The organism is Nocardioides deserti, from assembly GCF_014266025.1.
GTDB lineage: Bacteria > Actinomycetota > Actinomycetes > Propionibacteriales > Nocardioidaceae > Nocardioides > Nocardioides deserti.
In genome coordinates, this window is sequence record NZ_JACMYC010000005.1 from 262,223 (window position 1) to 287,803 (window position 25,581).

Genomic DNA, 25,581 nt, shown 5'->3' on the forward strand with positions numbered 1-25,581 from the left:
GCCGATCAGCGCGGGCCCGTCAAGCGTTCCAGCGCTCGACCACCGGCTCCTCCCGCTCCCAGGCGAGCACCGACACCGTCGCCGTGCCCAGCTTGAGGTGCCGGCCGTCGGCGACCGGCAGGCCCAGCCACCGGGCGGCCAGCGCCCGCAGGCAGTGCCCGTGCGCGAAGACCAGCGTGCGGCCCTCGACGGCCCGCGCGCGCTCGACCACCCGGTCGAGGCGGGCCGAGACCTCCTCGGCGGACTCGCCACCCGGGCTCGCGTGGGTCCACACCGTCCACCCCGGCACGGTCTCGCGGATCTCCTCGGTGGTGATGCCCTCGTAGTCCCCGTACGCCCACTCAACGAGGTCCTCGTCGACCTCGGCGTCGGGGAACCCCGCGAGCTCCGCGGTGTGCCTCGCCCGCTGCCGCGGGCTGGTGCGCACCGCTGCGAACTCCGCCGGGTCCAGCCGCTCGGCCAACGACCGCGCCACCTCCTCGCCCTCGGGCAGGAGGGGCAGGTCGGTCACCGACGTGTGCCGGTGGTCCCGGCTCCACTCGGTCTGCCCGTGCCGGACCAGCCACAGCTCGCTCATGCCGCGCAGGTTGCCAGGACGGACCGCCCTCACTCGTCCCGCACGCGGACCGGTGGATCTGTCTTGCGTTCGGCCTCGCCCGCCCCGGTCCCCGTGCCAGAGTCGGCGCGTGCTCCCGACCCGGGCCCGAGCGGCGACAGCAGCGGCTTTCGCGACCCAGGGGCTGGTGTTCATCAGCCTGACGACAAGGCTGCCGGACTTCGCGGACCGGTGGGACCTCTCGGAGGTGGCGCTGTCGGGACTGCTGCTGGTGCTCGTGCTGGTCGCGGGCGTCGGCTCGGTGATCGCCGAGAAGGTGGCGGCCCGTCGCGACAGCGCGACGCTGCTGCGGACCGGGCTGCTGGTGATGGCGGTGGCATTGCCGACGCTGGTCCTGGCGGGGACCCAGGCGGTGTTCGTGGCCGGGATCGTCGGCTACGGGTTCGCGCTCGGGCTGGTCGACGCCGCGACGAACATGCAGGGCGTCGCGGTCGAGCACCGCTACGGCCGCCCGCTGCTGCCCTCGCTCCACGGCTGCTGGACGCTCGGCGGACTCGTCGGCGCCGGCATCACCCTCGCGACCGCGACCCTGCCGCTCGGCGCGACCGCGGCGCTCGCCGTCGTGCCGGTCACGGCCGCGGCGGCGCCGTACCTGCCGCGCGTCCACACCCCGCCCGACCCCGATGTCGTGCTCGAGGCGGCGGCGGTGCCGTGGCGACCGATCGTGCTGGTCGGCGCGGCGATGGTCGTCTTCTACATGGTCGACAGCGCCTCGGCCGCCTGGGGACCGCTCTACCTCGAGGACGTCGTCGCGGCGCCCGAGCGGCTGGTCGCGTTGGCGACCTTCCCCTACCTGCTGGCCAGCCTGGTCGTGCGGCTGGCCGGCGACCGGCTGGTGGCGACGTACGGCGCCGTGCCGGTGCTCCGCGTCGGTGCCGTCGTCGCCGCGCTGGCGCTCGCGGTGGTCGTCGCGGCACCGACCTGGCCGGTCGCGGTGGTCGGGTTCACGCTCCTCGGGGCGGGTGTGGCCGTGATCGCCCCGCTCAGCTTCTCCGCGGCGGCCCGGATCGCCGGCGGCGACCAGGCGCGGGTGGACGCGGTGGTGGCGCGGTTCAACCAGTTCAACTACGTCGGCGGGCTGCTCGGGTCGGTGCTGACCGGGCTGGCGGGCGCGGGCTCACTGCGGGTCGGCTTCGCGGTGCCGATGGTGCTCGTGCTCGCACTGGTGCCGCTCGCCCGGACGTTCGCGGCCGGGTCCGGTCCGGTCGCCTCACCGGCGGGGCGGGCGGGGCCGGGCACCCGGCGGTCGTGAGGACCGCCGGGCGCCGACCGTCGCAGGCGTCCGTCTGAGGGTCACTCAGTGGCGTCGGGGCCGGGCCAGTTCTTGTCCGGCTGCGGCACCGGGCGGCCGGGCTGCTCGCCGCCGCGCGCCTCGAGGTAGCTGTTCTTCGGCACCATCACCTTGCGGCGGAAGATGCACACGACCTTGCCGTCCTGGTTGTAGCCGACGGTCTCCACGTGGACGACGCCGCGGTCGTCCTTGGACTTCGACTCCCACTTGTCCAGCACGCGGGTCTCGCCGTAGAGCGTGTCGCCGTGGAACGTCGGCGCGACGTGGCGCAGCGACTCGATCTCGAGGTTCGCGATCGCCTTGCCGGAGATGTCCGGCACCGACATGCCCAGCAGGATCGAGTAGACGTAGTTGCCCACCACGACGTTCTTGCCGAACTGCGTGGTCTCCTCGGCGTAGTTCACGTCCAGGTGGAGCGGGTGGTGGTTCATCGTCAGCAGGCAGAACATGTGGTCGTCGAACTCGGTGACCGTCTTGCCGGGCCAGTGCTTGTACGTCGCACCGACCTCGAACTCCTCATAGCTGCGACCGAACTGCACGGGGGCTCCTTCAACGACTCGGGGACGGACCCGGTCATCCTGCCCGGGCTCCGTCCCCGTCGTCACTGCTGCGCGCCGTGGGTTACCTCACGGTAGGTTCACGAGCCGCCCCCGCCGGCCTTGCGGCGGTGCATCTTCGGCGCACCACCGACCACCTCCGGCCCGTGCGCCTTCTCCTTGGCCGGCCGGTCCTTCGGCACCCCGCGGTCGTTGGCCTGCTTGCGCTCCAGCGCCGCCTTCATCCGCGCCTTGAGGTCGTCGTTCGCGTTCGTCGCCGTCATGGGTTCCTCCCGAGATTGCTTCCGGGCCTCCACCGTCCCAGTCCTGCTCGACGGTGTCGACCGGTTAATCCGCCGGCTCATCGGCGGGGGTCGGGGACGTCATGCGGACGGAGCAAGCGGGTGCACGCTCCGTGTGACGTCCGCGGGAGGGCCGGGCGGGGAGGCCGCTAGGTGGCCATGAACAGGATCATCTCCCGCTCGTACTCCCGGCCGGGGTGCTGGTCGGCGAGGTGGGCCTGGGCCTTCTCGACGAGCTCGTCCTCGTCGGCGCCCTTGACGACCTCGCCGCAGGGGCAGGTGAGTCGCGTCTTCATGTCCGCACCGTAGCGGCTCCGCCGCCCGTGCGTCGCTGGTCGCCGCGCCGCTGCCCGGCGCGCTGCTCGGCCCGCTGCAGGGTCAGCGCCGCGAGCACGTCGACGGCGGCGGCGTACCGCTCCTCGGCCGGCACCGTCGACGGGTCGACGCCCGGCACGACGACCGGGTCGAGGTCGGCGAGGTCGCCGACGACGCGCGCGCCGGTGGCCGCGACCCGCGCCACGACGTCCGCGGACCGCGCCACCAGCCAGGCGGGCGGGGCGAAGCCGATCGCCGGGCCGCCGCGGCCGGCCAGGACCCGCTTGCCGAGGCCGAACTTCACGAGGGTGTGGTAGTCCGACGCGCTCAGCTCCGCGGTCTCCAGCCGGCGGTTGAGGTCGAGCAGCACGAGCGCGGAGGCGGCGTCGAGCGAGGTGTTGGCCGGGTCGACCGGCGCCGCACCGGCGGCGTCGAGGTCGGTCGCGGCGCAGAAGCGCTCCCACAGCAGGCTCGAGGGCGCACCCCGCGGCGGCACGGTGACGACGCTGGTCCGCTCCGGACCGACGGCCGCGGCCCAGTTGCCGACGATGCGGCCCATCCCCTGCTGCCGCCAGAAGGAGCGGGCCGGCTTCCGCCTGCCGTCCAGCCCGGCGACGTACGTCGTCCAGTCGGTGGTGCCGCCGTTCTGGAGGCTCTCCTGCCACATCGCGGGTACGCCGCGGCCGAGGTCGCGCAGCGTCAGGACGACCTCGACCGGCACGTCGCCGAACGACCCGACGACCTCGGCGATGCGCTCGGGCGGGGCGGGGCCGAGGAACTCCATGCTGACCACGACGACCCCGTCGTACGCCGCCGCCTCGGCGACCAGGGCGGCCCACCGGCCGCGGGCGGCCGGGCCGGCCTGCTTGCGACCGAGCACGTCGGAGACCGCCAGCACCTGGTCGCGCCACGTCTCCCCGGGGAAGAGCACGCCCCGATCGCGCAGGAGCGCGCGGTTCGCGCCGAGCCGCTGCTGGAGGTAGGACGTGCCGGACTTCATCAGCCCCACGTGCAGGACCACCCGGCTCGCCACGCGCCCACCGTAATCAGGGGAGGCGCTCCGTGGCGGACCGGGTGGTCCGAGGCGGTGCGGGTGCCCCGCGCGGGGGCGGTGCGTCAGGCCTTGAGCTTGTAGTCCTTGAGCAGCGAGCGGCCGATGATCATCTTCTGGATGTCGGAGGTGCCCTCGCCGATGAGCATGAACGCGGCCTCGCGGTAGAGGCGCTCGATCTCGTACTCCTTGGAGTAGCCGTAGCCGCCGTGGATGCGGAAGGAGTCCTGGACGACCTCGTTGCAGTACTCCGCGGCGAGCATCTTGGCCATGCCGGCCTCGACGTCCATCCGCTTGCCGGAGTCCTTGAGGCGGGCGGCCTTGACCATCATCGCGTGGGAGGCCTCGACCTTGGTCGCCATCTCCGCGAGGCGGAAGAGGATCGCCTGGTGGTCGGCGATCTGCTTGCCGAAGGTCTCGCGCTGCTGGGCGTAGGCGATGGCCAGCTCGAAGGCGCGCAGCGCGATGCCGCAGGCGCGCGCAGCGACGTTGACGCGGCCGACCTCGACGCCGTCCATCATCTGGTAGAAGCCCTTGCCCGGCTCCCCGCCGAGGACCTGCTCGGCCGAGACCTGGTGGCCCTCGAAGACCGCCTCGGTGGTGTCGACGCCCTTGTAGCCCATCTTGTCGATCTTGCCGGGGATGGTCAGGCCCTGAGCGGTCTCGCCGAAGCCGGACTCCTTCTCCACCAGGAAGGTCGTCATGTTGCGGTAGACCGAGTCGGCGCCCTCGTCGGTCTTGACCAGCACCGCGATGAGGTTCGACGTGCCGCCGTTGGTCAGCCACATCTTCTGGCCGTCGATGGTGTAGCCACCGTCATCGTTCTTGACGGCCTTGGTCTTGATCGCCGAGACGTCCGAGCCCAGGCCCGGCTCCGACATCGAGAACGACCCCCGGATCTCGCCGGTGGCCATCTTCGGCAGGTACTTCTTCTTCTGCTCCTCGGTGCCGTGCTTCATCAGCATGTAGGCCACGATGAAGTGGGTGTTGATGACGCCGGAGACGCTCATCCAGCCACGCGCGATCTCCTCGACGCACAGCGCGTAGGTCAGCAGCGACTCGCCGAGGCCGTCGTACTCCTCGGGGATCATCAGGCCGAAGATGCCGAGCTCCTTGAGCCCGTCGACGATCTCCTGCGGGTACTCGTCGGCGTGCTCCAGCTCGGTGGCGACCGGCAGGATCTTCTCGTCGACGAAGGTGCGGACCGCCTTGATGATCTCGGTCTGCTCCTCGGTGAGACCCTCGGTCTCGCACAGGCGGCCCATGGACTGCTCCTCGATGTGGTGGGACGGTTCGGCTGATCTGCCGCGAGGTTACCGCTCGGTAGGAAGCGGGGGTATGCCCCGGCTCACACCGGTCGCTCCGAGCCCGGCGACCAGGGTCACTGGTGCCCGGATCGCTCGGCGATGAAGCGCATGCGGTGCTCGAGCGGACCGACGAGCGCCTGCTCGAGCTCGGCGACCATCGCGGTCAGCGGGACCTCGAGTGCGGCGTTCTCCTCGATCGCCTCCGCCAGCTGGTCGACCTGCTTCTCCAGCGCCAGGACCTCCTCGACGCCCGTGCCCGCGGCGACCCGCCGCAGCACGCCGGAGGAGCGCACCAGCCGTCTCACCGCTCGACCCCCGCACGGGCGCTCATCGGGGCGCTCACAGGGACTGCCCGCGGTAGGTGTTGAGCGCCTTGGCGGTCACCCGGCCGTCGGTGGAGCGCGGCGGGAGCAGCAGCTCGGTGACGACGTCGGAGAGCTCCGCGACGCGCAGCTGCAGCTCGCGGCTGCGGGTGACCTCCGCCTCGAGCTCGGCGATCCGGGCGCGGAGGTCCTCGGCGCGGCCCTCGACGCGAGGCGCGGTGATCCGGCGCACGACGCCCTTGCCGAGCGCCACGACCCGCGGCTCGTCGGGGTCACGGGCGATCGTGCGACGGGCGGCGTCGCGCTCGTGGGTGCGCTCCCGGACCAGCACGAGCAGCCGCACGATCGTCTCGACCGCGACCTCGAGCAGCTCGGCGTCGGTGGCGTCGCCCGGCGTGCGCGCGTCGGGGCGAGTGGCGCGGAGGTCCTCGAGGTCGCCGTGCACGGCGTACCCGGCCTCGGCGATCGCGCCGACCGCGGCGTCGGCGCGGGAGGTCGCGTCGGCGTACTGCTTGTCGGTCAGGCCGATCGGCTCGCGCCCCAGCTTCGCGAGGATGCCGTGGGCGAGCGTGTCGCGCAGCCACAGCGCCTGCTCGCGGTTGCCGGTGATCGGCTCGCGGATCGCGCTGTTGACCCGGCGCAACAGCTCGGCGGCGGGCAGGCCGAGCGACTCGTTGACCCGCTCGACGTCGAGCCGCAGCCCCGGCGGGTCGATGGCGCAGGCGGCGGCGAACCGGCGCCACAGCTCGTGCTCGTCGCCGGGCGTCGTCGGCACGGTGACGACGTGCACCCGCTCCGGCGGCAGCTCCGCACCCCAGCGGGCGGCGACGCCGGCGGGGTCCATCGTGCGCCAGCCCCACTCGGCCCGGACGCCGGCGGACTCGGGGCGGGGGCGCCACTTCTCCAGCGGCGTGGTGAGGGCGAACTTCAGCCGCTCCTGCCACGCCGAGGGCACCGCCCGGCCGAGGTCGCGGGCGGTGATGACGACGTGAACCTCGATGCCGTCGAGGTCGCGCAGCACGCGGGCGGCCTGCTCGGCCGAGGCGCCCGCGAAGAGCTCGTAGGACAGGATCGCGACCGGCCCGCGCCAGCCGCGGACCTGGTCGACGAGGCGGTCCCACGCGGTCGACGCCCGCTCAGGCAGCGAGTCCAGGCGGGGGTCCTCGCGGACGACCATCGCGGCGTGGATCCGGTCGAGGTGGGTCTCCCCCACGATCAGCACGCCGGCGTCGGCCAGCGGGCCGCGGTTGGCCTCCAGGATCCGCTGGAGGTACGTCGTGCCCGACTTCGGCGCTCCGACGTGCAGGTAGACGCGCTCGGTCACTGGTCCTCCCTGGTGGGCCCGGCGGGCCACTCGACGATCATCCTCCAGCGCGCGGGGGCGCCCCCGGACACGGCGGCCGCCGCGTCGAGGAAGCCCTCCCGGTGCACCACCCGGCCACCGGCCCGCACGGCCCGGCCCTCGAGCACGCGTGGGTCGACCGGGTGCAGCCGCCCGCCGCCGCGCTCGGCGCGCTGCTCGGCGGCATCGGCGCGGGAGAGCGCCTGGCCCTCGAGGTACGCCGTGCCGCCGCCGCGCAGCGTCATCGAGGCGAACCGCCAGAAGTTCTCGAGGCCGTCCGGCTCGAGGGTCTCGAGCAGGTCCCGGGCGTAGAGCACCTGGTCGGCCTTGTCGCGCGCGACGAGCGCGCCGCGGGTGAGCACGTCACGCAGGTCGTAGAGGTTGAGGTGGTCGAAGTCGGCCGGCAGGTCCTCGCGCCGGGCGCGGCGAGCCGGGGCCCGCAGGCTCTGGCGGGCGTAGTCGAGTGCGAGCACGCGGAAGCCGCGCTCGGCCAGGCGGAGCGCGTCCTCGCCGGTGCCGGCGCCGAGCTCCACGACGCGGAGGTCGTCCGCGCCGGCCTCGGCCACCCGCTCGGCCATCCGCTCGGCCATCCGCTCGGTCAGCCGGTCGGCGACCCAGTCCGCCGTCTCCGAGGGACCGTGGCCCTCCTCCTGCGCGAGGTCGGCCAGGTAGCGCTCCCAGTCGCGGCGCTGCCGCATGAGGGAGGAGAACCAGCCCTCGAACCGGTCGGTGATCTCCGGGCCCGGCTCGTGGCGGAACGACGGGTCCGGGACGCGCCACCCGGCGCCGTACGACACCGTCAGCATCGTGTCGGGATCGGCGGGCGCCGGCAGCATCCGGCCCTCGAAGGACAGCTCGGTCAGCGGCAGGATCGCGCTGCGCGGCACCTCCTGGCGCACGGTCGCGGTCTCGTGGAGCAGGTCGCCGACGTAGAAGCAGGTGTAGATGTCGATGCTCGACATGCCGCCGTCGGGCGAGGTGAACAGCACGGTGATGAAGGCGGCCGACTTGTTGAGCACGCGCATGCCGTGGCGGCGCAGGGCGCGGGCGACGTCCCACAGCTCGACCGCCATCTCGGCCGGGGTCGCCTTGTCGGAGAGGTAGGCCAGGTCCACGTCGGAGTCGTGGCCGATGACGGCGCCCTCACGGGCGGCGCCGAGCAGGGTGCCGAAGGCGATCCAGCCGCGGACGCCGCACTCGGCCTCCATGACCTCGAGGATCCGCTCGGTCATCTCGACCATCTGCTCGATGACCCGGGTGTCGCGGCCGGAGAAGGGCCGCTGGAGCAGGCCCCACTTGTCGATCATGACGGGGATGCCGTCCTTGTCGACGAAGCGGACCCGGCCCTCGCCGCTGCCGAAGCACACCTCGCCGGCGTACACCTCGCGGCCGCCGGAGACCACGCGCACCTGCGAGACGCCGTCGAGCCAGCGGGTCATCCGCTTGGGCCACGGGACGAACGGCGAGCCGGGCTCGGCGGTGAACGACCACGCGTGGTGGCCGTCGAAGAGCACGTCGCCGGAGCCCTCGAAACCGTCGGGGAGGTGGAGCCCGGCGTCGTCGACACGCGGGCGCACGTCGGTCCCCGCCTCGTCCACCACGAGGCGTGAGGCTACGGCACCGTGACCCGCGTCGTGATGACCGCGTGGTCGGTGATGCGCCGCACCGCCGGACTCGTGTCCATGCGGAAGCCGGAGAACTGCACGTCCGGCGTGCCGAAGATCCAGTCGACCCGCATCGGCCGCGGCGGGCGGCACGCGCCGGCGTTCGACCCGCCGTTCGCTGCGACCAGCCCGGCCTCGCCGGTGAAGCGGCAGAAGGCGTCCTCGTGCTCGTTGAAGTCGCCGATGATGAAGACCGGGATCCCGTCCTTCTTCAGCGTGTTGACCGCGGCGACCTCGATCTGCTCGGCCTTCTCCCGCTCGTCCTCGCGGCCCTGGCGGTCCTTGGGCGAGTTGTGGATGTTGATGACGTAGACCTCGCGGCCGGTCTCGACGTGCTGGAGCCGCACGACGGGCTGCGGGCGGGTGCCGCCCATGAACGGCACGGTGATCGAGTCCTGGTAGGTCGCCGCCCACACCGAGGTGTCCCACATGACCGACTGCGGCACGCCCTTGCCGCCGAGCGCCGAGCCCGGCCAGAACGCGAACCGGCCGTCGGTCGCCCGCGCCAGCGCGCTGAGCTGGTCGGACTGGATCTCCTGGAGCCCCACGATGCTCGAGCCGTACGACGCCACGAGCCGTGCCGCCCACTCGGTGCGGACGCGGCCCGGGGCGTACTCCGCGGCCGCTCCGCCCGGCGCGGTGTGCTGGCTGCCGAGGATGTTGAACGTGGTCAGCGTGAACGAGTAGGGCTGCTCGGTCACCAGGTCCTGCACCTTGTTGCGCAGCTCGTCCGCGCCGCTCGGCACCGCCTGCGGGGCCGCGACCGCGCCGCGGTCGAGCAGCGCGGCCTCGGCGATCTCCTGCGGCGACATCTGCGCGAGCTCGGCCGCGCTGGTGCGGCTCGGGGTCGCCGAGGGGGCCGGGCCGGCGGGCGTGGTCCCGCCCTCGCCGCGGGTCAGCAGGTTGGCGCCGACGACGACCAGCACGATCGCCAGCACCGCGCCGACCGTGGCGAGCGCGGCGCGGCGTTCGCTGCCCTGCTCCTGGTCGCGCTGGTCGTCCCGGTCGGGAGTGCGAGGACGGTCGGGCCGCTCGGGAGGTCCGCTCACGAGACTCCCTCCGGCAGCGGTCGGTCGGTGGTGGAGCCGTTGCCGACCTGGCCCAGCTCGTTGTTGCCCCAGCAGGCGGTGACACCGGTGTCGAGCCCGCCGCAGGCGTGGAACCAGCCCGCGTCGATCGAGAGCCAGGGCCGCTCGCTCACGACGAGGGTCGGCACCGTCCTGGTGCTGCGGGACCCGTCGCCCAGCTGGCCGTAGCGGCCGCTCCCCCAGCACCAGGCACTGCCTGCGTTGTCGACTCCGCACGTGGTGGCGTCGCCGGCGCTGATGCTAGTCCAGATGTGGTCCCCCGCGACCGGTTCTGGCGCGGCCCGCTGCTTCCGGGTCGCGTCGCCGAGCTGGCCGCGGTCGTTGAGGCCCCAGCACAGCGCCGCGCCCTCGACCGTCGTGCCGCAGACGTGCGACCAGCCGGCGTCCAGGCTCGCCCAGGTGGCGCTCGTGCCGAGCAGCGCCGGCGAGGGCACCGGCTCGCCGGCCGGGCTGCCGAGCTGGCCGAAGGTGTTCTGCCCCCAGCACCAGGCGCTGCCGTCGGTCCTCGTGGCGCAGGTGGACCAGCCGCCCGCCGTCACGCTCGCCCAGTCCGCGGCCCGGCCGACCCGCTTCGGGCGTCCGCGGTGGGCGAAGGTGCCGTCGCCGAGCTGGCCGCGGAGGTTCGACCCCCAGCACCAGAGGCTGCCGTTGCTGCGCGTGCCGCAGGTGTGGAACCAGCTCGCGCTGACCGAGGTCCACGCCGCGCTCGTCCCGACCTGCACCGGCGTCGAGCGGGCCGCGCCCTTGCCGATGCCGAGCTGGCGGTGGTTGTTCAGTCCCCAGCACCACAGCGTCCCGTTGTCGCGGACGCCGCAGGTGGTCGCACCCGAGGTGCTGATCGTCCGCCACGTCTCGCCCCCGACCACCTCGACCGGCCGGGTGCGCGTGGCGGTGGTGCCGTCGCCGACCTGGCCGAAGCCGTTGCGGCCCCAGCACCACGCGCTGCCGCCCTCGCGCACGACGCAGGAGGTCTCACCGCCGGCGCTCACGGCGGCCGGTCCCGCGGGCACGGTCACCACCACGACCCCCGTCGTGCCGGCCGTCGCCGGCCGCGTGCCGCGGACGACGTACGACACGTTCCAGGTGCCGGGCTCGGTCGGCGTCCCGGCGAGCAGGCCGGTGGCGTCCAGGGCCAGGCCCGGCGGGAGGTTGCGCGGCTCGCCCCAGGTCACGCCGCCGGTGGCCGAGGTCGAGGCGGCGAGCCGGAGCTCGAAGGGCCGGTCGAGCGGCGCCGTCGCGACCTGCACCTCGGGGCGCGGCACCGGGCGCAGGCGGGCCCGCTCGACGAGCCCGCGGGCGGCGGTGCGCAGGGCGGCCGCGCCGGCGCCGTAGGCGTAGGAGCGGTTGCGCTGCAGGGCCTTGGCCGTGCGGATGTTCCTCGGGTCGCAGACCAGGTCGCCGGTGGTGCACACGCTCCAGGCGGCGTACGTCGCCGTGCGAGCCGGCACGTCGGCGACCGCGCCCAGGCGGCGGGCCGCGATGCCGCGCCCGGCCCGGGCGGCTGCGGGCGCACCCAGGGACGTCGCACGGGTCCGGGGGCGGCGGTCCGGATCGGCCACCAGCGCGGCGCCGACGACGTCGGTCAGGCCGTCGCGGCGGGCCGACAACGCCGTCAGGCCGCGGTGGACGACCGCAGCGCCCTGGGCGTGGCCGACGAGGACGAGCTGCTGGTCGGGACAGCCGAACGCGTGCCGGTCGACCAGCGCGAGCAGCCGGCGGGTGGCCGCGGGCACCGGTCGCATCCAGGTGCGGGCGCGGTCCTTGGTGACGCTGCGCAGCGCCTTTCGCGGGTGGGGGCGCCTGCCCACGAGCGCGGCCGTCGGCCGGGTGGCCATCGGCACGCGCACCTGCTCGACCGTGCGGTCCGCCGCCAGCGCCTGGCGGGTGAGCGCCCGCGCCAGCACGCCGACCGTGCGGCCGAAGGTCGTGCCCCCGCTCGGTGCCTCGCCCGCGCCGTCGACCCCGAGCAGCAGCAGGTCCGCGCACTGCTCGACCGTCGCGGCGGTGCCGGCACCCAGCACCGCCCGGCCGCGCTCCTCGGTCGGCCCCGGCTGCGACCCGGCGTGGAGGAACGCTGCCACCACCGCCACCGACGTCAGGGCGGCCGCCACCAGCAGGAGGGCCTGCCTGCCCCGTCGTCGCACGGGGTCACCGTAGGGCTCGGCCCGTTGCTCCCGGCGGCGCCGCGCCCGTCTCCTGCCCGCGTGTGGCTGGCGTGACTGATGGGGCAGGTGGGGCGCGCAGCATCCCAAGTTTACTTGGGATGCTGAAGCTCCCCTGCCAATGCAATGGCCGCGAAGCGTCAGGATCCCAAGTTAACTTGGGATCCTGACGCTCACCGGGGGCTCAGTTGACCTGGATGCCGGCGTACGGGTTGCCGCCGCGGGCGACGAGCGAGCGTCGGGCGGAGGCGGCGCGGAGGGACAGCTGCTCCTGGACGCGGGGGTTGCGGCTGTACCTCGGCGGGTTGGCGTAGAGGTGGTCGACCCAGTCGGCGTACGTCTTGCGGACGCGGGGGTCGAAGATCCGCATGACGATCTCGTCGCTGGCCAGCGCGACGCTGGTCCAGTTGGCCGAGCCGTTCCAGGTGACCTCGACGTCGGTGGCGCCCTTGTAGCGGCCGCTGACAGCCATGTACTTCATGTGCAGGTAGCGGTCGTAGACGCCGTCGAGGTTGAAGTCCTGGGCGATGTGGCGCATCGGCACCGGGCCGCGGCTGGTGTTGCGCAGGATCTTCAGCACGTTGTTGCCGAAGACGGCGTAGACGATCTTGATGTCGCACCCGCGCTGCCACATGGTGCGCAGCCGCTCCGCGATCCGCTTGCCGCGCTCGCCGTGCATGGAGGTCTGGGCGATGCGGATCTTGGTCTTGCCGTTGGTGCCGGTGCCGCCGGTCGCGCCCGCGCAGACGATGTCGTTGAGGTCGCGCAGGAGCGGGTCGGCCTCGGTGCCGTCGCCGCGGTAGGGGTAGAAGTACGACGTGTACTTGCCGTGCTCGTAGGACTCGTAGGCCTGCTTGACCGGCTTGTCCTTGCGCATCTGGTCGAAGACGTGCTCGAACTCGGCGTAGATCTTGGCCTTGCCGGTGATGGTGAAGACGTCGTTCCACTGGCCGTGCGCGGCGAGGTCGGTGGCGTTGTTGGACCCGTAGATGACGACGTTGTTCGCCTTGCCGGCCTTGCTGAAGAGGAAGAACTTCGTGTGGGCGATGCCGCCGCGGTTGCGGCAGGAGCTCACGCACTTGCGCACGTCGCTCTTCATCGAGGCCTTGCGGTTGTGCTCCTTGGTCTTGAGCACCGCCTGGAGCCGGTTGATGCCGTCGTTGCGGTTGTCCTTGTTGGCGTTGAGCCGGTCGAGGATCACCCGCACGGAGACCCCGCGGCGGTGCGCGGCGATCAGCGCGTCGACGATGTCGTCGCTGCGGATGTTCCAGCTCGCGATCCGGATCTTCTCCCGGCCCGGGACGCTCTGGATGGTGCGGAGCAGGTGGCCGATGATCCGGCGCCGCGCCTCGCGGTCACCGAGCGGGTTGTTGACGCGCACGCCCTGGGGCGGCGTGTAGTTCAGCGGCGCGGGCTTCGGCTTGGCGACCGCGCGCTCCGCGAGCGGAGCGGTGCGGACCGACGCCGAGGCGTTGGTGTCGGCGGCGGTGGCGGACAGGGGCAGGGCACCGAGCAGGCCCGCGAGCAGCACCAGGCTGGTCGCGAGGACGGTCGCGGCGGAGAGACGACGCACGCGGGTTCACACTCCGAGGAATCGGTGGGACGGACCACGGGTGGTGACGCTTTGGCTGACGTTGACCGTCCCGCCTCGGCAGGCTACCCGCCGGGACCGTCAGCCGCTGCACTTGCGAAGAGCATCCTCGTACGCCGCGTCGTCCAGCAGCGCGCCGCGGGACTCGCCGATCCGGCCGCCGGGCACGGCCCAGAACCGGTCGCCGTAGGTGATGAGCGGCTTGCCGAACTCGCAGTAGCGGCCGTTCGCCTTCACCCGCTCGCCGTCCTCGTAGCACTCCTGGTAGCCGCCCGGCAGCGTCCCGCCCGCGACCCAGACCTCCGCGCAGTCCGGTCCCCCGGCGCCGGCCGAGGGCGAGGAGGAAGCGGTGGCGCTCGCGTCGCCCGAGGGAGTGGCCTCCGACGACGCGGACGAGGTGGCTGCGCGGTCGCTGGCGACCTCGTCGCCGCCGTCCCCGCCACATCCGGCGAGCAGGCCGGCGCTCAGCACCAGCGGCGCGATCAGGGCAGCGGTCCGGGAGCGCTTCATCCCCGCAGCCTACGCCGGAACAGGCCTCCGCGGCGGGGACGACGAGCGTCCTCGGGTCCGGCGGCAGCACCGGCGGCGGCCCGGGCGACGAGCCCCGCGGCGATCCGGGCCGGGTCCTGCCCCGGCGGCACCGGGGCGTCGGGGTCAGGGCCGTCCGGCCCGCCGAGCACCGGGCGGAGCTCGGCGAGGTCGCCGCGGACGGGGTGGTCGGAGGCGGCGAGCTCGGCCAGCCAGCGGTCGGTCGCGTCGCCGAGCACGTCGGCGAGGCGGTACGGCGCCCGCGGCCGGTCCGACGCGGCGCCGACGGTCCCCTCGGACCCGCGCGCGGCGAGCTCGCCCTCGGCGTACTCCCGCTTGACGACCCGCAGGTAGGCGTCGCGGTCGAGCCGTCCGGCCCGGCCCTCGACCAGCTCGGCGTTGACCGCTCGGAGCAGGGCGACCTCGGACCGGCCGAGCGACGGGTTGGCCGGCGCGACCGTGTCCGCGTCGACGAGACCCGGGTCGATCCGCGCGGCGGCGGCGAACCGGCGCCACAGCTCCGCGGGCTCCCGCCCCGGCCCCGGGCAGACCACGAGGTGCACCCGCGAGGCGGGCACGGCCGTCGACCAACGCTGCAGCGCCCACGACCAGTCCTGCGCGTGCCAGTAGTGCGGCCGCACGCCACCCGCCTCGGGCCCGGCGTCGCGGCCGCTGTCCGCGCGCAGCTCGCCGGCCTCGAAGGCGGCGAACGAGCGGGTGTCGCCGAGTTTGACCTCCTCCTGCCAGTGCGCGGTGGCCTGGCGGCCGAGGTCGCGTGCGGTGACGACCACGTCGACCTCGACGTCGGCCAGCGGCGCGAGGATGGCCGCGACCTGCTCGGGGGTCGCGCCGGCGAGCACCTCGTGCCCGAGCAGCACCGGCCCGTCGTGCGCGCGCGCCCGCTCGCACAGCGCTGCCCAGGTCCCGGCGACGTCGGAGTCCGCGAGCCCGAACTTCGCGGCCGACCCGCGCAGCTCGACCGCCGCGTGGAACATCGCCCCGGGCCGCAGGAACGGGTGCAGCACCCCACCGGCGCGCAGCGCGTCGCGGTGCGTCGCCATCAGCGACTGGAGGTACGTCGTGCCCGTCTTGGGCAGCCCGACGTGGAGGACGACGCGCACGGCCGACATCCTCGCACCGGTCCGCCCGCACCGGTCCGCCTGCGTCGGGCCCGGCCGGGCGGCCCGGGCCGCTAGCCTCACCTCTCGTGAGCACCACCCCTGCGCGCGTCTACGCGGCCCGACTGGTCGGCCTGCCGATCTTCGACCCGCAGGGGGACCAGGTGGCCAAGGTGCGCGACCTCGTGGCGGCCGTCCGCTCCGAGGTCAGCCAGCCGCGCGTGCTCGGCATGGTGGCCGAGGTCTTCGGCCGGCGCCGGATCTTCGTGCCGATGACGCGGGTGACCCACATCGACGCGGGCTCGGTCTACACGACCGGGCTGCTCAACATGCGCCGCTTCGAGCAGCGCTCCACCGAGACCCTCGTCATCGGCGAGATGCTCGACCGCGAGGTGTCGATCCCCTCCAGCGGCGTGCGCGGCACCGTCTACGACGTCGCCATGGAGCAGGCGCGCAACCGCGACTGGGTGCTGAGCCGGGTCGCCGTGCAGGAGCCCGCCAAGGGGCTGCGCCGCCGCGGCCAGACCCACGTCGTGGAGTGGCGCGACGTCGACGGGCTGACCCGCCGCGAGGAGACCCAGGGGGCCACCCACCTGGTCCACGCGCTCAACGAGATGCGCCCGGCCGACGCGGCGAGCATGATCCACGACCTCCCGCGGGAGCGGCGTACCGCGGTGGTCGCCGCGCTCGACGACGAGCGCCTCGCCGACGTCCTCGAGGAGCTGCCCGAGGAGGACCAGGTCGACATCCTCAGCCACCTCGACACCGAGCGTGCCGCGGACGTGCTGGAGGAGATGTCGGCCGACGACGCCGCCGACCTCATCGCCGACCTCTCCCCCGAGACCGCCGAGGTACTGCTGGACCTGATGGAACCGGCGGAGGCCGAGGACGTGCGGCGGCTGATGTCGTACGTCGAGAACACCGCCGGCGCGATGATGACGCCCGAGCCGGTGATCCTCGGGCCGGACGCGACCATCGCCGACGCGCTCGCCCACGTGCGCAACCCGGAGCTGACGCCCGCGCTGGCCGCGCTCGTCTACGTCTGCCGCCCGCCGCTGGAGACCCCCACCGGTCGGCTGCTCGGCGTCGCCCACATCCAGCGGCTGCTGCGCGAGCCCCCCTCGACCCTGGTCGCCGGCGCGCTCGACGACTCGATGGAGAACCTCAAGCCCGAGGCGACGATCGACCAGGTCGCGGCCCACCTGGCGACGTACAACCTCGTCGCGGCACCCGTCGTCGACGAGAACGGCCACCTGCTCGGCGCCGTGACCGTCGACGACCTGCTCGACCACATGCTCCCCGAGGGCTGGCGCGACCGGACGGTGCGCCGTGGCTGAGCCGCGCTCGGCCCGCGCCCGCCTCGACACCCCGCGCGAGGCGCGCCGCCGCACGATCTTCACCCGCCGGCCGTCGTACGACGCCGACACGTTCGGCATCTTCGCCGAGCAGTTCGCGCGGTTCATGGGCACCGCGCGGTTCCTGCTCTACATGACCGGCTTCGTCGTGCTGTGGGTGCTGTGGAACGCCACCGTGCCGGGCGAGAGCCGCTTCGACGACTACCCGTTCATCTTCCTCACCCTCATGCTCAGCCTCCAGGCGTCGTACGCCGCGCCGCTGATCCTGCTCGCGCAGAACCGCCAGGAGCAGCGCGACAAGGTGATCGCCGAGCAGGACCGCCAGGCCAACGCCCGGGCCCACGCCGACATGGAGTTCCTCGCCCGCGAGGTCGCCTCGCTGCGGATGTCGGTCGGCGAGATGGCGACCCGCGACTTCCTCCGCTCCGAGCTGCGCGCGCTGCTCGGCGAGCTCGACGAGCGGGCCGAGGCGGGGGCGCTGGACCGCGCCGACGAGCACGCCGACCGGCGCCAGGCGCGTGAGCCTCGTCCCACCCCTGCTGCGGATGAGGGGTCGGACACCCCCGCGACCTAGACTCGGACATCATGAGCACCGGGCTTGTCGACAAGGTCAACGCAGCTCTCGCGACGGTCAACGACCCCGAGATCAAGCGGCCCATCACCGACCTGGGCATGGTCGACTCCGTCGAGGTCGACGGCGCCGGCATCGCCAAGGTCCACGTCCTGCTGACGGTCGCGGGCTGTCCGCTGAAGGACACCATCAACCGCGACGTCACCGCCGCGGTCGGCCAGGTCCCCGGGATCACCGGCGTGGACCTGTCGCTGGGCGTGATGACCGCCGAGCAGCGGGCCGGCCTCAAGGACGTCCTCAGCGGCGGCCAGGCGCAGCGCGAGATCCCCTTCGCGCAGCCCGGCAACCTCACCAAGGTCTTCGCGATCGCCTCCGGCAAGGGCGGCGTCGGCAAGTCCTCGGTCACCGTCAACCTCGCGCTGGCCATGGCCGGCCAGGGGCTGAAGGTCGGCATCGTGGACGCCGACATCTACGGCCACTCGGTCCCCGCCATGCTTGGCGTCGCCGACTCGCGTCCCACCCAGGTCGACGACCTGATCATGCCCGTGCCGACGGCCAGCGGCGTCTCGGTCATCTCGATCGGCATGCTCAAGCCGCGCCGCGACCAGGTCGTCGCCTGGCGCGGCCCGATGCTCGACCGGGCGCTCGTGCAGATGCTCGCCGACGTCTACTGGGGCGACCTCGACGTCCTCCTCCTCGACCTGCCCCCGGGCACCGGCGACGTCGCGATCTCGCTGGGCCAGCACCTGCCCGGCGCCGAGGTCGTCGTCGTCACCACCCCGCAGGAGGCCGCCGCCGAGGTCGCCGAGCGCGCCGGCACGATGGCCTCGATGATGCACCAGCGCGTCGTGGGCGTCGTCGAGAACATGAGCTACCTCCCCTGCCCGCACTGCACGCCCGAGGGCAAGGAGCACCGCCTCGAGGTGTTCGGCGCCGGCGGTGGCGAGCGGGTGGCGCAGACGCTGTCGTCGCGGTTCGGGTACGACGTGCCTGTCCTCGGGCAGATCCCGCTCGACATCTCGCTGCGCGAGGGCGGCGACGCCGGCAAGCCGATCGTCGAGGCGGACCCGACCGCTCCGGCCGCCCGGGTGCTGCACCAGGTGGCCTCCACCCTGTCCGGCCGCGGTCGCGGACTGGCCGGCATGCAGCTGGGGCTGACGCCTGCCGCTAGGTTCTGACCCGTGTTCGGGGTCGGGCTGCCGGAGTTCGCTGTCATCGCGTTCGTCGCGGTGCTCGTCTTCGGCCCCGACAAGCTCCCCGAGCTGGCCAAGCAGGCCGGTCAGTTCCTGCGCAAGGCCAAGCAGTTCGCCAACTCCGCGCGGGACGAGCTGCGCAACGAGCTCGGTCCCGAGTACGCCGACCTCGAGCTGCGCGACCTCGACCCCCGCACGATCGTGCGCAAGCACGTGATGGAGGCGATGTCGGACGCCGAGGAGGAGGCCGCCCGCCCCAAGCGCCGCGGCCTGCGCCCGCTCGCCGACGGCGAGGTCCCGCCGTACGACGTCGACGCCACCTGATCCCTCCCCGCCCCCTCCCGGCCGGAGTGGCTCAGGTGTCGCGGGACTGGACCGCGGCGAGGGCGGTGAAGGCGACGAGGACGAGGCGGCCGGCGGAGCCGGTGCGGACCTCGACGAAGTCGGCGCCGACGCGGGCCAGCGTGCCGTCGTGGGCGCCTCCGTCCGCGGTGCGCACGACGCACCGCTCGCCGGCATCGGCGAGCCGGCGGAGCGACGAGCCGACGGTGAGCCGGGACGTGGCGGGCCAGGCCACCTCGGGCACCGACCGGGGCGAGGCGTCGTGGACGGCCGCCACCGCCGGCAGGTGCACGACCCACTCCTGACCGGGTCCGCGCAGGTGGCACCACCCCGTGCCGACCTGCTCGAGCGTCCCGGCGAGCAGGCCCGCGCCGCGCACCTCCAGACCCACGTCCGTCCCGACCGACGCGACGAGGCGGGAGGCGAGCGTGACCTGTTGGTACTCCGCCCGGCTGCGGTCGGCCAGCTCCGCCGCGCGCTCGAGGCCGTACGCCGCCTCGGCCTGCTGCTCGAGGTCGTCGAGGACGCCGAACAGCTCGCGCTCCCAGCCCATGTCGGCGCACGTTAGCCCCTGGCCGCCCCCAGCGCCGTCCGGTGGGCGAAACCCCGGACACGGACGCGCACCCGCGGTGACCATGGAGTCATGACGACGACGGTGGTGCAGGTGCTCTGGGGCGTGAGCCTCGCCGTGGCGGCGCTGGTGGTGGGCCTCGGGATCGAGCTGCACCTCGACGGCGCGGGCGCGCTGGTCAGCCACCCGCTGGTGGTGGGCGGGATCCTCCTGCTGCCGGCCGCCTCCGCGGCGCTGGAGCGGCTCGGAGGGCTGACGTCACCGCCGACACAGGGCTGACCTGCGCGGATGGTGGGTACCGGGGTCAACGGCGCGGAGACGCGCCATCCCCTGCAGTGAATTCCCCGCATCCGTAAGGAGAACCCCCATGGAGATCGTGGGCATCATCATCGCCGGTCTGATCATCGGCCTGCTCGGCAAGCTGGTCGCGCCGGGCGACAAGGACAACACCCCGATCTGGCTCACGCTGCTCTGCGGTGTCGGCGGCGTGCTGCTCGGCATGGTCGTCTACCAGGCCTTCGGCGGCAGCGACACCAACGGCATCGACTGGGTCCGCTGGATCGTCTCGATCGCGATCGCCGCGGTCCTCGTGGTCCTCGCCTCGACGCTCACCGGTCGCAACACCGGCGCCCGCCGGAGCGCGCACCGCTGACGCTCGGCACCCAGCACCACGCCGGAGGCGTGGTCGCGCCTGGCACGGCCCTCCGGGGTCAGTGCTCGGATCGCGACCACGCCTCCGTCTGCGTGAGGCGGTAGAGGTAGGCCAGCGCCGGCAGCACGACCACCGCCGCGATGCCCACGGCCACGAGCAGCGCCTGCAGGGTCGCCTCCGCGCCGGCCGCGTCGGCGATGGTCACCTCGTCGACGAGCAGCCACGGGTACTGCCCCACGCCCCAGCCCGACACCACCGCTGCGACCGCGGCCACCGCCGTCAGCCGCGCCAGGCCGAACCACCGCCGCCACAGCAGCACCAGCGTCGCGACCCCGGCGACCGCCGAGGCCACCACCAGCGGCGCCGCCTGCGTCTCCAGCCCGTCGGCCAGCGTCGGGGCGTCCAGCTCGAGCGGCACCAGCGCCGCGAGCACGATCCCGCCGGTCACCAGCCCCACCCCGATCGTGCGGCGGCGCAGCTGCCCCGCGAGCCGCTCCTGCCCGCCGCGGGCCGCGTCGGCGGTGAGGAAGCAGCCCGCGAGGAACGCGCACGTTCCGACCGCGATCACCCCGCCGAACGCCGAGGTCGGGTTCAGCCAGGACGTCCACAGGTCGCCGCGGCCCTCAGCCGGCACCCGCCCCGAGGCGATCGCGCCGGCCACGGTCCCGAAGAAGAACGGCGTCACCACCGACGAGGTCGCGAAGACCGCGCCGAACAGGCGGGCCTGCGCCAGCGACGCGGCGTACTTGCGGAAGGCGAAGCTGGCCCCGCGCAGCACGATCCCGAGCAGCGCGAGCAGCAGCGGCAGGATGAGCGTCGACATCGCTGAGGCGAACGACTCCGGGAACGCCGTCCACCACGTCACCAGCACGTAGACCAGCCAGACGTGGTTGGCCTCCCACACCGGCCCGATGCTGTGGTCGACCAGCGTGCGCAGCTCGGCGCCCCTGCGGCTGCCGCCCGCGGTGAGGTCGTAGAAGCCGGAGCCGAAGTCGGCGCCGCCGAAGAGCGAGTACGCCAGCACGCCGACGAACAGCGCGGCCGCCACCGCCGTCTCGAGCATCAGCGCACCGTCCCCATGGAGGTGGTGCCGGTGTCCTCGGAGCCGGCGGGGTCGGGTGCGTACGGGCTCGGCAGGTCGGCCTCGCCGGCCCGCCAGCGCCGCGCCATCGACCGCAGCACGACGACCGCTCCGATGGTCATCGCCGTGTAGACGACGCTGGTCGCGCCGAGCAGCCACCACAGCCCCGGGTTGTCGCCGGCCGCCTCGGGCGTGCGCATGACGTCCTGGACGATCCACGGCTGGCGGCCGACCTCGGTGGCGATCCAGCCCGCCTCCATCGCGACGATCGACAGCACGCCGCCGGTGGCCATGAACCGCAGGAACCACCGGTGGTCGGTCAGCTCACGACCGCGCCAGCGCATGACCCAGTAGACGACGGCGACGAGCGCGAGCAGCGTGCCGATCGCGACCATCACCTGGAAGGACAGGTGGGTGATGTTGACCGGCGGGTGGGTGTCGGCGGGGAACTCGTCGAGGCCGATGACCGGCTCGGTGAAGGAGTTCCGCGCGATCAGCGACCCGAGGTAGGGGATGTCGAGCGCGTAGCGCACCTCCCCGTCGATCAGCACGCCGCCGAGCCGCAGCGGCGAAGGGCTCTCGGTCTCGGTCGCCAGCTCGAACGCCGCCAGCTTGGCCGGCTGCCACTCCGCCAGCCGCCCGCCGAGCAGGTGGCCCACGAACGGCTGGATCACGGCCGAGACGCTCGCGAACGCCATCGCCACGGTGAAGCCGAGCCGGTGGCGGGCGTCGCGCCGACCGCGCAGCATGCCGACGGCGTACACGGCGGCGATGGCGAAGCCGGCGACCATGTACGCCGCCAGCCACATGTGCAGGAACTGCCAGAACGCCGCGGGGTTGAACAGCACCGCCCACGGCTCGATGTCGGTGACCTCGCCGTCGACGACGCGGAAGCCGGTGGGGACGTTCATCCAGGCGTTGACCGCGATGACGCAGTAGGTGCCGACCACGCCGGTGATAGCCATCGGCACCACCATCAGCAGGTGCTGCTTGGGGGGCATCCGGCCCCAGCCGTACAGGTAGATGCCGAGGAAGATCGCCTCGAGGAAGAACGCGAGGCCCTCGAAGGCGAACGGGAGGCCGAGGACGTCGCCGAAGGTGCCCATCAGGCCGGGCCAGAGCAGCCCCATCTCGAAGCTGAGCACCGTGCCCGAGACCGCGCCGATCGCGAAGAGCACCGCGGACACCTTCGCCCAGCGCTGGGCCAGCGTCAGGGCGTGCTCGCTGCCCCGGCGCAGGCCGATGAGGTGCATCGTGAAGATGATCGCCGGGAAGGCGACGCCGAAGCAGGCCAGGACGATGTGCCAGCCGAGCGAGAGCGCCATCTGCTGGCGGGCGGGCAGGAGGCCGGCCGGCTCGGCGTCGGCGGCCGCGCAGGTCGCAGCCGCGAGGACGTCCGGCGCGAGGGCAGCGGTCGAGGACAGGAGCACGTCGATGGGCACCATGCGATCGACGGTAGGCCGGTCGGAAGCCGTATCCGAGGGTTTGTGAAAGTATTCACAAAGTAGGTGCTAGGACCATCGGGCGACAGGCCGAGCAATCCGCGGACGTGATTTCTGGGGGTGGTGTGACGGATGATGTGTCGGTGACGACGACCCGACGCCGCCCGCTCCTCCTGGCCCTGGCCGGAGGGACCGCAGCCGTCGCCGGCATCGGCACGGCAGCCCGCACCGGACTGATCGGCGGCGCGGACGACGGACGCGGCGGCGGTCGCCTGCAGCTCAGCGCCGGCGACATGGGCGTGGAGTCCCTGACCCTGCCGCTGGACGACCAGGTCCTCGTCGAGGGCTCGCCCGCAGCCGGTGGACCCGCGGCCCGCCGCGGCACCGGCAAGCTCGCGACCACGACGTACTCCATGGTCGGCTTCACCTGGACCCGCGGCGACGTCGAGCCCGTCCTCGAGCTCAGCGTGCGCCGCGACGCGACCTGGGAGCCGTGGCAGCGCGCGCCGCACGCCCACGAGTCGCCCGACCCCGCCGCTAATGCCATCGGCGCGACGACCGGCAGCGACCTGGTCTGGGTGGGCCCCACCGACGGCGTCCGCGTCCGCGTCGTCGGCGAGCGCCCGGCCGACCTCGCGCTGGTGCTGCTTCACCCCACTCCCCTGCCCTCGGACCGCGACACGCTCGACGACGCCGACGACTCCGAGGTGCTGCCGGTCGATCCCTCCGGACGGGCGGTCGCCAAGGCCGCCGGCACCGCGGTGCCGCGGCCGACCATCCGCAACCGGCAGGCCTGGGGCGCCAACGAGAACCTGCGCGACAAGCCGCCGTCGTACATCAGCACCATCCAGCAGGTGCACGTCCACCACACGGTCAACAGCAACACCTACTCGCGCGAGGAGGTGCCCGCGCTGATCCGCGGGATGTACGCGTACCACACGCAGTCGCTGGGCTGGTCCGACCTCGGCTACAACTTCCTCGTCGACCGCTTCGGCCGGATCTGGACGGGCCGGGCCGGCGGCGCCGCGAAGAACGTCCGCGGCGCCCACACCCTCGGCTTCAACCACAACTCCGCCGGCGTCTCGGTCATCGGCAACTTCGACCAGGTCAAGCCGACCTCCGCCGTGATCGCCGCGATCGCGCGGGTGGCGGCGTGGAAGCTCGACCAGTACGGACGCGACCCGCTCGGCAAGGTCACCATCACCAGCGAGGGCAGCGACAAGTTCCGCTCCGGCCGCTCGGTGACGCTGCCGGTCATCGACGGGCACCGCGACACCAACGACACCTCCTGCCCGGGCTCGAACCTGTACGCCGCGCTGCCGGCGATCCGGCAGAAGACCAGGAAGCGCATCGACAACTTCCGCACCCGCGAGGTCGCGGTCGCGATCACCGCACCGTTCACCGCGGCCGGCCGGGTCGTCTTCGGGAAGAGGATCAGCGTGCGGCCCGGGACGTGGACACCGCCCGAGGCGACCCCCACCTACACCTGGCTGCGCGACGGCGAGCCGATCGGCGGCGCTCGGGGCTCGGAGTACAACGTCCGCCGGGCCGACGTCGGCTCCCGGATCTCCGTCCGCGTCGAGGTGGCTGCGGACGGCGCCGCCACCGCGTCGCAGACCGTCGCCTGGCCCATGCCCGGCCGCGCCGGCGTCGACCTCCGGGTCCGTGCCTCGGGCCGCAAGGGACGCGCGCTCGTCACCGTCGTCGCCGCGGCGCCCGGGCTCCCCTCGGGTCACCCCGACGGCGAGGTCGTCGTGAAGATCGCCGGCACGACGGTCACCATGACGCTCCGCGACGGCCGCGCCGAGCAGCTGGTCCGGGGGCTGAAGCCGGGCACCCACCGCGTCCGCGCCGTCTTCCAGCCCACCGCCCGCGCCGCCAAGGCGGTCGCCACCGACACCGTCCGGGTCAAGCCGCTCGACTGACCCACCGGTCCCGCACGGCAGGCCCCCAGGGGTGCGCCGCAGGGCCTCAGCCGTGCCGGTACACCCAGACGTCGGTCGACCACACGTCCGCCGCCGACCGCTGACCCGGCGAGGGATCGTCTCCCCAGTCGGTGCCGCCGTGGACGACCAGCACGTCGCCGGCCCAGACGGCCGGACCGGGCTCGGCGGGCGCGCCGGCCGGCCGGGACAGCCGGGTCCAGGTCTCCCGCGCGTCGTCGTACACCCAACCGCCGGAGGCGACCAGCCGGCCGCCGACCGCGCTGACCCGCCACGCCGAGTCGTCCGTCCAGTCCTCCGGCGGCGCGTCGGGCAGCGGTGACCAGCGGCCGGTGGCGGGTTCGAGTCGACCGCCGTACGGGATGGTCCGGCCGAAGGCGTTCACCTCGCCGCCGTCGGCCCCGCCGAGCGTCGCGTCCACCAGACGGGTCCCCGACCAGGACCAGTGCCACCCGCCGAGCTGGTCGGAACCCGGCAGCGTCCGCCAGGTCGCGGCGCCGGGCTCGAGGAGCGCGGCCTGGACGAGCGCCGGGTTCGCCGGCTGCCCGTCCGGCCCGATCCGCTTGGCCGTGAGCACCAGGCCCGCGTCGGTCGGCACGATCGTGCGGTCGAAGGCGGGCACGAGCGGGTCCTCCGGCAGCTCGGACCACCTCCCGGTCCGCGTGTCCAGGACGCGGTCGGGGACCCGGCCCCCCTCGTCGCTGCCGGACACGACGAGCAGCCGATCCGCGTCCGTCGCGAGGGCGGCCCAGTCGTTCCGCCCGGGCACGGACACCTCGTCCCAGGTGTCGTCGGCGGAGTGCCAGACGAGCAGGTCGCCGTCGACCAGGACGTACAGGTCCTCGCCCACCACGACCCGCGAGGACGACGGCAGCACCGGGCGCGGTGCGTCCTGGATGGGCCGCCAGGTGCCCGAGGCGAGGTCGTACGCCGCGCCGTCCCGCTCGGGCTCCTGCGCGTAGGCGCAGTCGGCCGTCGGTGGGCAGGGCTGCCCCGCGTAGCCGCCGACCAGGACCACCTCGTCGCCGACGTGCGCCACGACCGCGCCCTCGCGGGGCGACAGCGGCGCCCGTCCCACCCGCTCCCAGGCCCCGGCCCCTGCGCCGGACGGCGCCCGACCCTCCCCCTCCCGCTCACCGCACCCCACCAGGACGGTCGCGAGCAGGACGAGGGCGAGGAGGGCCGGGCGCACGGTCG

General features: G+C 73.8%; 26 protein-coding genes. 8 read left to right on the plus strand and 18 right to left on the minus strand.

The window, feature by feature from the left end; translation table 11 throughout:
* Nucleotides 1-19: 19 nt before the first annotated feature.
* The gene (locus H7344_RS11345) at nucleotides 20-577 is read right to left on the minus strand and encodes a histidine phosphatase family protein (RefSeq protein WP_186346125.1); all 558 of its coding nucleotides are present in this window, start codon (nucleotides 575-577) and stop codon (nucleotides 20-22) included.
* A 109-nt stretch (nucleotides 578-686) separates the two neighbouring features.
* On the opposite strand from H7344_RS11345, the gene H7344_RS11350 reads away from it, so the two are divergent.
* Nucleotides 687-1,868: an MFS transporter gene (locus tag H7344_RS11350; protein WP_186346126.1), complete on the plus strand. Its 1,182-nt coding sequence runs from the start codon at nucleotides 687-689 to the stop codon at nucleotides 1,866-1,868.
* Nucleotides 1,869-1,909: 41 nt separating this feature from the next.
* Here H7344_RS11350 and H7344_RS11355 read toward each other — a convergent pair whose 3' ends face one another.
* From H7344_RS11355 to H7344_RS11415, 13 genes are all read right to left on the minus strand, one after another.
* Entirely contained in the window at nucleotides 1,910-2,446 is a 537-nt protein-coding gene (locus tag H7344_RS11355; RefSeq protein ID WP_186346127.1) for a MaoC family dehydratase, read from the minus strand.
* A 98-nt stretch (nucleotides 2,447-2,544) separates the two neighbouring features.
* Nucleotides 2,545-2,727 (minus strand): DUF5302 domain-containing protein, encoded by a 183-nt coding sequence (locus tag H7344_RS11360; protein WP_166195050.1) that lies wholly within the window; start codon nucleotides 2,725-2,727, stop codon nucleotides 2,545-2,547.
* A 167-nt stretch (nucleotides 2,728-2,894) separates the two neighbouring features.
* Nucleotides 2,895-3,041 (minus strand): DUF1059 domain-containing protein, encoded by a 147-nt coding sequence (locus H7344_RS11365; RefSeq protein ID WP_166195053.1) that lies wholly within the window; start codon nucleotides 3,039-3,041, stop codon nucleotides 2,895-2,897.
* Entirely contained in the window at nucleotides 3,038-4,093 is a 1,056-nt protein-coding gene (locus H7344_RS11370; RefSeq protein ID WP_186346128.1) for a hypothetical protein, read from the minus strand. Before H7344_RS11370 ends, H7344_RS11365 begins: the two co-directional genes overlap by 4 nt.
* 83 nt (nucleotides 4,094-4,176) lie before the next feature.
* Nucleotides 4,177-5,376 carry an acyl-CoA dehydrogenase family protein gene (locus H7344_RS11375; RefSeq protein ID WP_186346129.1) on the minus strand — a complete coding sequence of 400 codons (1,200 nt, stop codon included), beginning with the start codon at nucleotides 5,374-5,376 and terminating at the stop codon, nucleotides 4,177-4,179.
* 116 nt (nucleotides 5,377-5,492) lie between these two features.
* Nucleotides 5,493-5,723, minus strand: coding sequence for a hypothetical protein (locus tag H7344_RS11380; protein ID WP_186346130.1), 231 nt, complete (start codon nucleotides 5,721-5,723; stop codon nucleotides 5,493-5,495).
* A gap of 34 nt (nucleotides 5,724-5,757) precedes the next feature.
* Nucleotides 5,758-7,065 (minus strand): DUF6752 domain-containing protein, encoded by a 1,308-nt coding sequence (locus H7344_RS11385; protein WP_186346131.1) that lies wholly within the window; start codon nucleotides 7,063-7,065, stop codon nucleotides 5,758-5,760.
* Nucleotides 7,062-8,684 carry a class I SAM-dependent methyltransferase gene (locus H7344_RS11390; protein ID WP_186346132.1) on the minus strand — a complete coding sequence of 541 codons (1,623 nt, stop codon included), beginning with the start codon at nucleotides 8,682-8,684 and terminating at the stop codon, nucleotides 7,062-7,064. Before H7344_RS11390 ends, H7344_RS11385 begins: the two co-directional genes overlap by 4 nt.
* Nucleotides 8,685-8,695: 11 nt before the next feature.
* Nucleotides 8,696-9,796, minus strand: coding sequence for an endonuclease/exonuclease/phosphatase family protein (locus H7344_RS11395; RefSeq protein ID WP_186346133.1), 1,101 nt, complete (start codon nucleotides 9,794-9,796; stop codon nucleotides 8,696-8,698).
* A complete protein-coding gene (locus H7344_RS11400; RefSeq protein WP_186346134.1) occupies nucleotides 9,793-11,979 on the minus strand; it encodes a cutinase family protein in 2,187 nt (728 codons plus the stop codon). Before H7344_RS11400 ends, H7344_RS11395 begins: the two co-directional genes overlap by 4 nt.
* A gap of 202 nt (nucleotides 11,980-12,181) precedes the next feature.
* On the minus strand, nucleotides 12,182-13,570 hold the full coding sequence (locus H7344_RS11405; RefSeq protein ID WP_186346135.1) for a phospholipase D-like domain-containing protein: 1,389 nt from the start codon (nucleotides 13,568-13,570) through the stop codon (nucleotides 12,182-12,184).
* Between the two features lie 99 nt (nucleotides 13,571-13,669).
* Entirely contained in the window at nucleotides 13,670-14,098 is a 429-nt protein-coding gene (locus H7344_RS11410) for a hypothetical protein (RefSeq protein ID WP_186346136.1), read from the minus strand.
* Nucleotides 14,095-15,237, minus strand: a complete 1,143-nt coding sequence (locus tag H7344_RS11415; RefSeq protein WP_186346137.1) for a hypothetical protein — start codon at nucleotides 15,235-15,237, stop codon at nucleotides 14,095-14,097. Before H7344_RS11415 ends, H7344_RS11410 begins: the two co-directional genes overlap by 4 nt.
* An 86-nt stretch (nucleotides 15,238-15,323) precedes the next feature.
* Between H7344_RS11415 and H7344_RS20255 the strand changes: the two genes are divergently transcribed.
* Genes H7344_RS20255 through H7344_RS11440 form a run of 4 tightly spaced genes read left to right on the plus strand, consistent with a single transcriptional unit; the run spans nucleotide 15,324 to nucleotide 18,677 of the window.
* Entirely contained in the window at nucleotides 15,324-16,571 is a 1,248-nt protein-coding gene (locus H7344_RS20255) for a magnesium transporter MgtE N-terminal domain-containing protein (protein ID WP_188834891.1), read from the plus strand.
* On the plus strand, nucleotides 16,564-17,163 hold the full coding sequence (locus H7344_RS11430) for a DUF1003 domain-containing protein (protein WP_186346140.1): 600 nt from the start codon (nucleotides 16,564-16,566) through the stop codon (nucleotides 17,161-17,163). The genes H7344_RS20255 and H7344_RS11430 overlap by 8 nt, the downstream gene beginning before the upstream one ends.
* A gap of 11 nt (nucleotides 17,164-17,174) precedes the next feature.
* Nucleotides 17,175-18,338 carry an Mrp/NBP35 family ATP-binding protein gene (locus tag H7344_RS11435; protein ID WP_186346141.1) on the plus strand — a complete coding sequence of 388 codons (1,164 nt, stop codon included), beginning with the start codon at nucleotides 17,175-17,177 and terminating at the stop codon, nucleotides 18,336-18,338.
* Nucleotides 18,339-18,341: 3 nt separating this feature from the next.
* Nucleotides 18,342-18,677 (plus strand): sec-independent translocase, encoded by a 336-nt coding sequence (locus H7344_RS11440; protein WP_186346142.1) that lies wholly within the window; start codon nucleotides 18,342-18,344, stop codon nucleotides 18,675-18,677.
* Between the two features lie 31 nt (nucleotides 18,678-18,708).
* On the opposite strand, the gene H7344_RS11445 is transcribed toward H7344_RS11440, so the two are convergent.
* Nucleotides 18,709-19,248: a hypothetical protein gene (locus tag H7344_RS11445; RefSeq protein ID WP_186346143.1), complete on the minus strand. Its 540-nt coding sequence runs from the start codon at nucleotides 19,246-19,248 to the stop codon at nucleotides 18,709-18,711.
* A 90-nt stretch (nucleotides 19,249-19,338) separates the two neighbouring features.
* Here H7344_RS11445 and H7344_RS11450 point away from each other — a divergent pair, with 90 nt between their 5' ends.
* Nucleotides 19,339-19,545 carry a hypothetical protein gene (locus H7344_RS11450; RefSeq protein WP_186346144.1) on the plus strand — a complete coding sequence of 69 codons (207 nt, stop codon included), beginning with the start codon at nucleotides 19,339-19,341 and terminating at the stop codon, nucleotides 19,543-19,545.
* Between the two features lie 88 nt (nucleotides 19,546-19,633).
* On the plus strand, nucleotides 19,634-19,918 hold the full coding sequence (locus H7344_RS11455) for a GlsB/YeaQ/YmgE family stress response membrane protein (protein ID WP_186346145.1): 285 nt from the start codon (nucleotides 19,634-19,636) through the stop codon (nucleotides 19,916-19,918).
* 58 nt (nucleotides 19,919-19,976) lie between these two features.
* Here H7344_RS11455 and H7344_RS11460 read toward each other — a convergent pair whose 3' ends face one another.
* Both H7344_RS11460 and H7344_RS11465 read right to left on the minus strand, forming a co-directional pair.
* Complete coding sequence (locus tag H7344_RS11460; RefSeq protein ID WP_186346146.1) at nucleotides 19,977-20,981, minus strand: cytochrome d ubiquinol oxidase subunit II; 1,005 nt, start codon at nucleotides 20,979-20,981, stop codon at nucleotides 19,977-19,979.
* Nucleotides 20,981-22,444, minus strand: a complete 1,464-nt coding sequence (locus H7344_RS11465) for a cytochrome ubiquinol oxidase subunit I (RefSeq protein WP_222130527.1) — start codon at nucleotides 22,442-22,444, stop codon at nucleotides 20,981-20,983. The genes H7344_RS11460 and H7344_RS11465 overlap by 1 nt, the downstream gene beginning before the upstream one ends.
* A gap of 140 nt (nucleotides 22,445-22,584) precedes the next feature.
* Here H7344_RS11465 and H7344_RS11470 point away from each other — a divergent pair, with 140 nt between their 5' ends.
* Complete coding sequence (locus H7344_RS11470; RefSeq protein WP_186346147.1) at nucleotides 22,585-24,366, plus strand: N-acetylmuramoyl-L-alanine amidase; 1,782 nt, start codon at nucleotides 22,585-22,587, stop codon at nucleotides 24,364-24,366.
* Nucleotides 24,367-24,412: 46 nt separating this feature from the next.
* Here the strand turns inward: H7344_RS11470 and H7344_RS11475 are convergent, their stop codons facing one another.
* The gene (locus tag H7344_RS11475) at nucleotides 24,413-25,576 is read right to left on the minus strand and encodes a flagellar biosynthetic protein FliO (protein WP_186346148.1); all 1,164 of its coding nucleotides are present in this window, start codon (nucleotides 25,574-25,576) and stop codon (nucleotides 24,413-24,415) included.
* Nucleotides 25,577-25,581 lie beyond the last annotated feature (5 nt).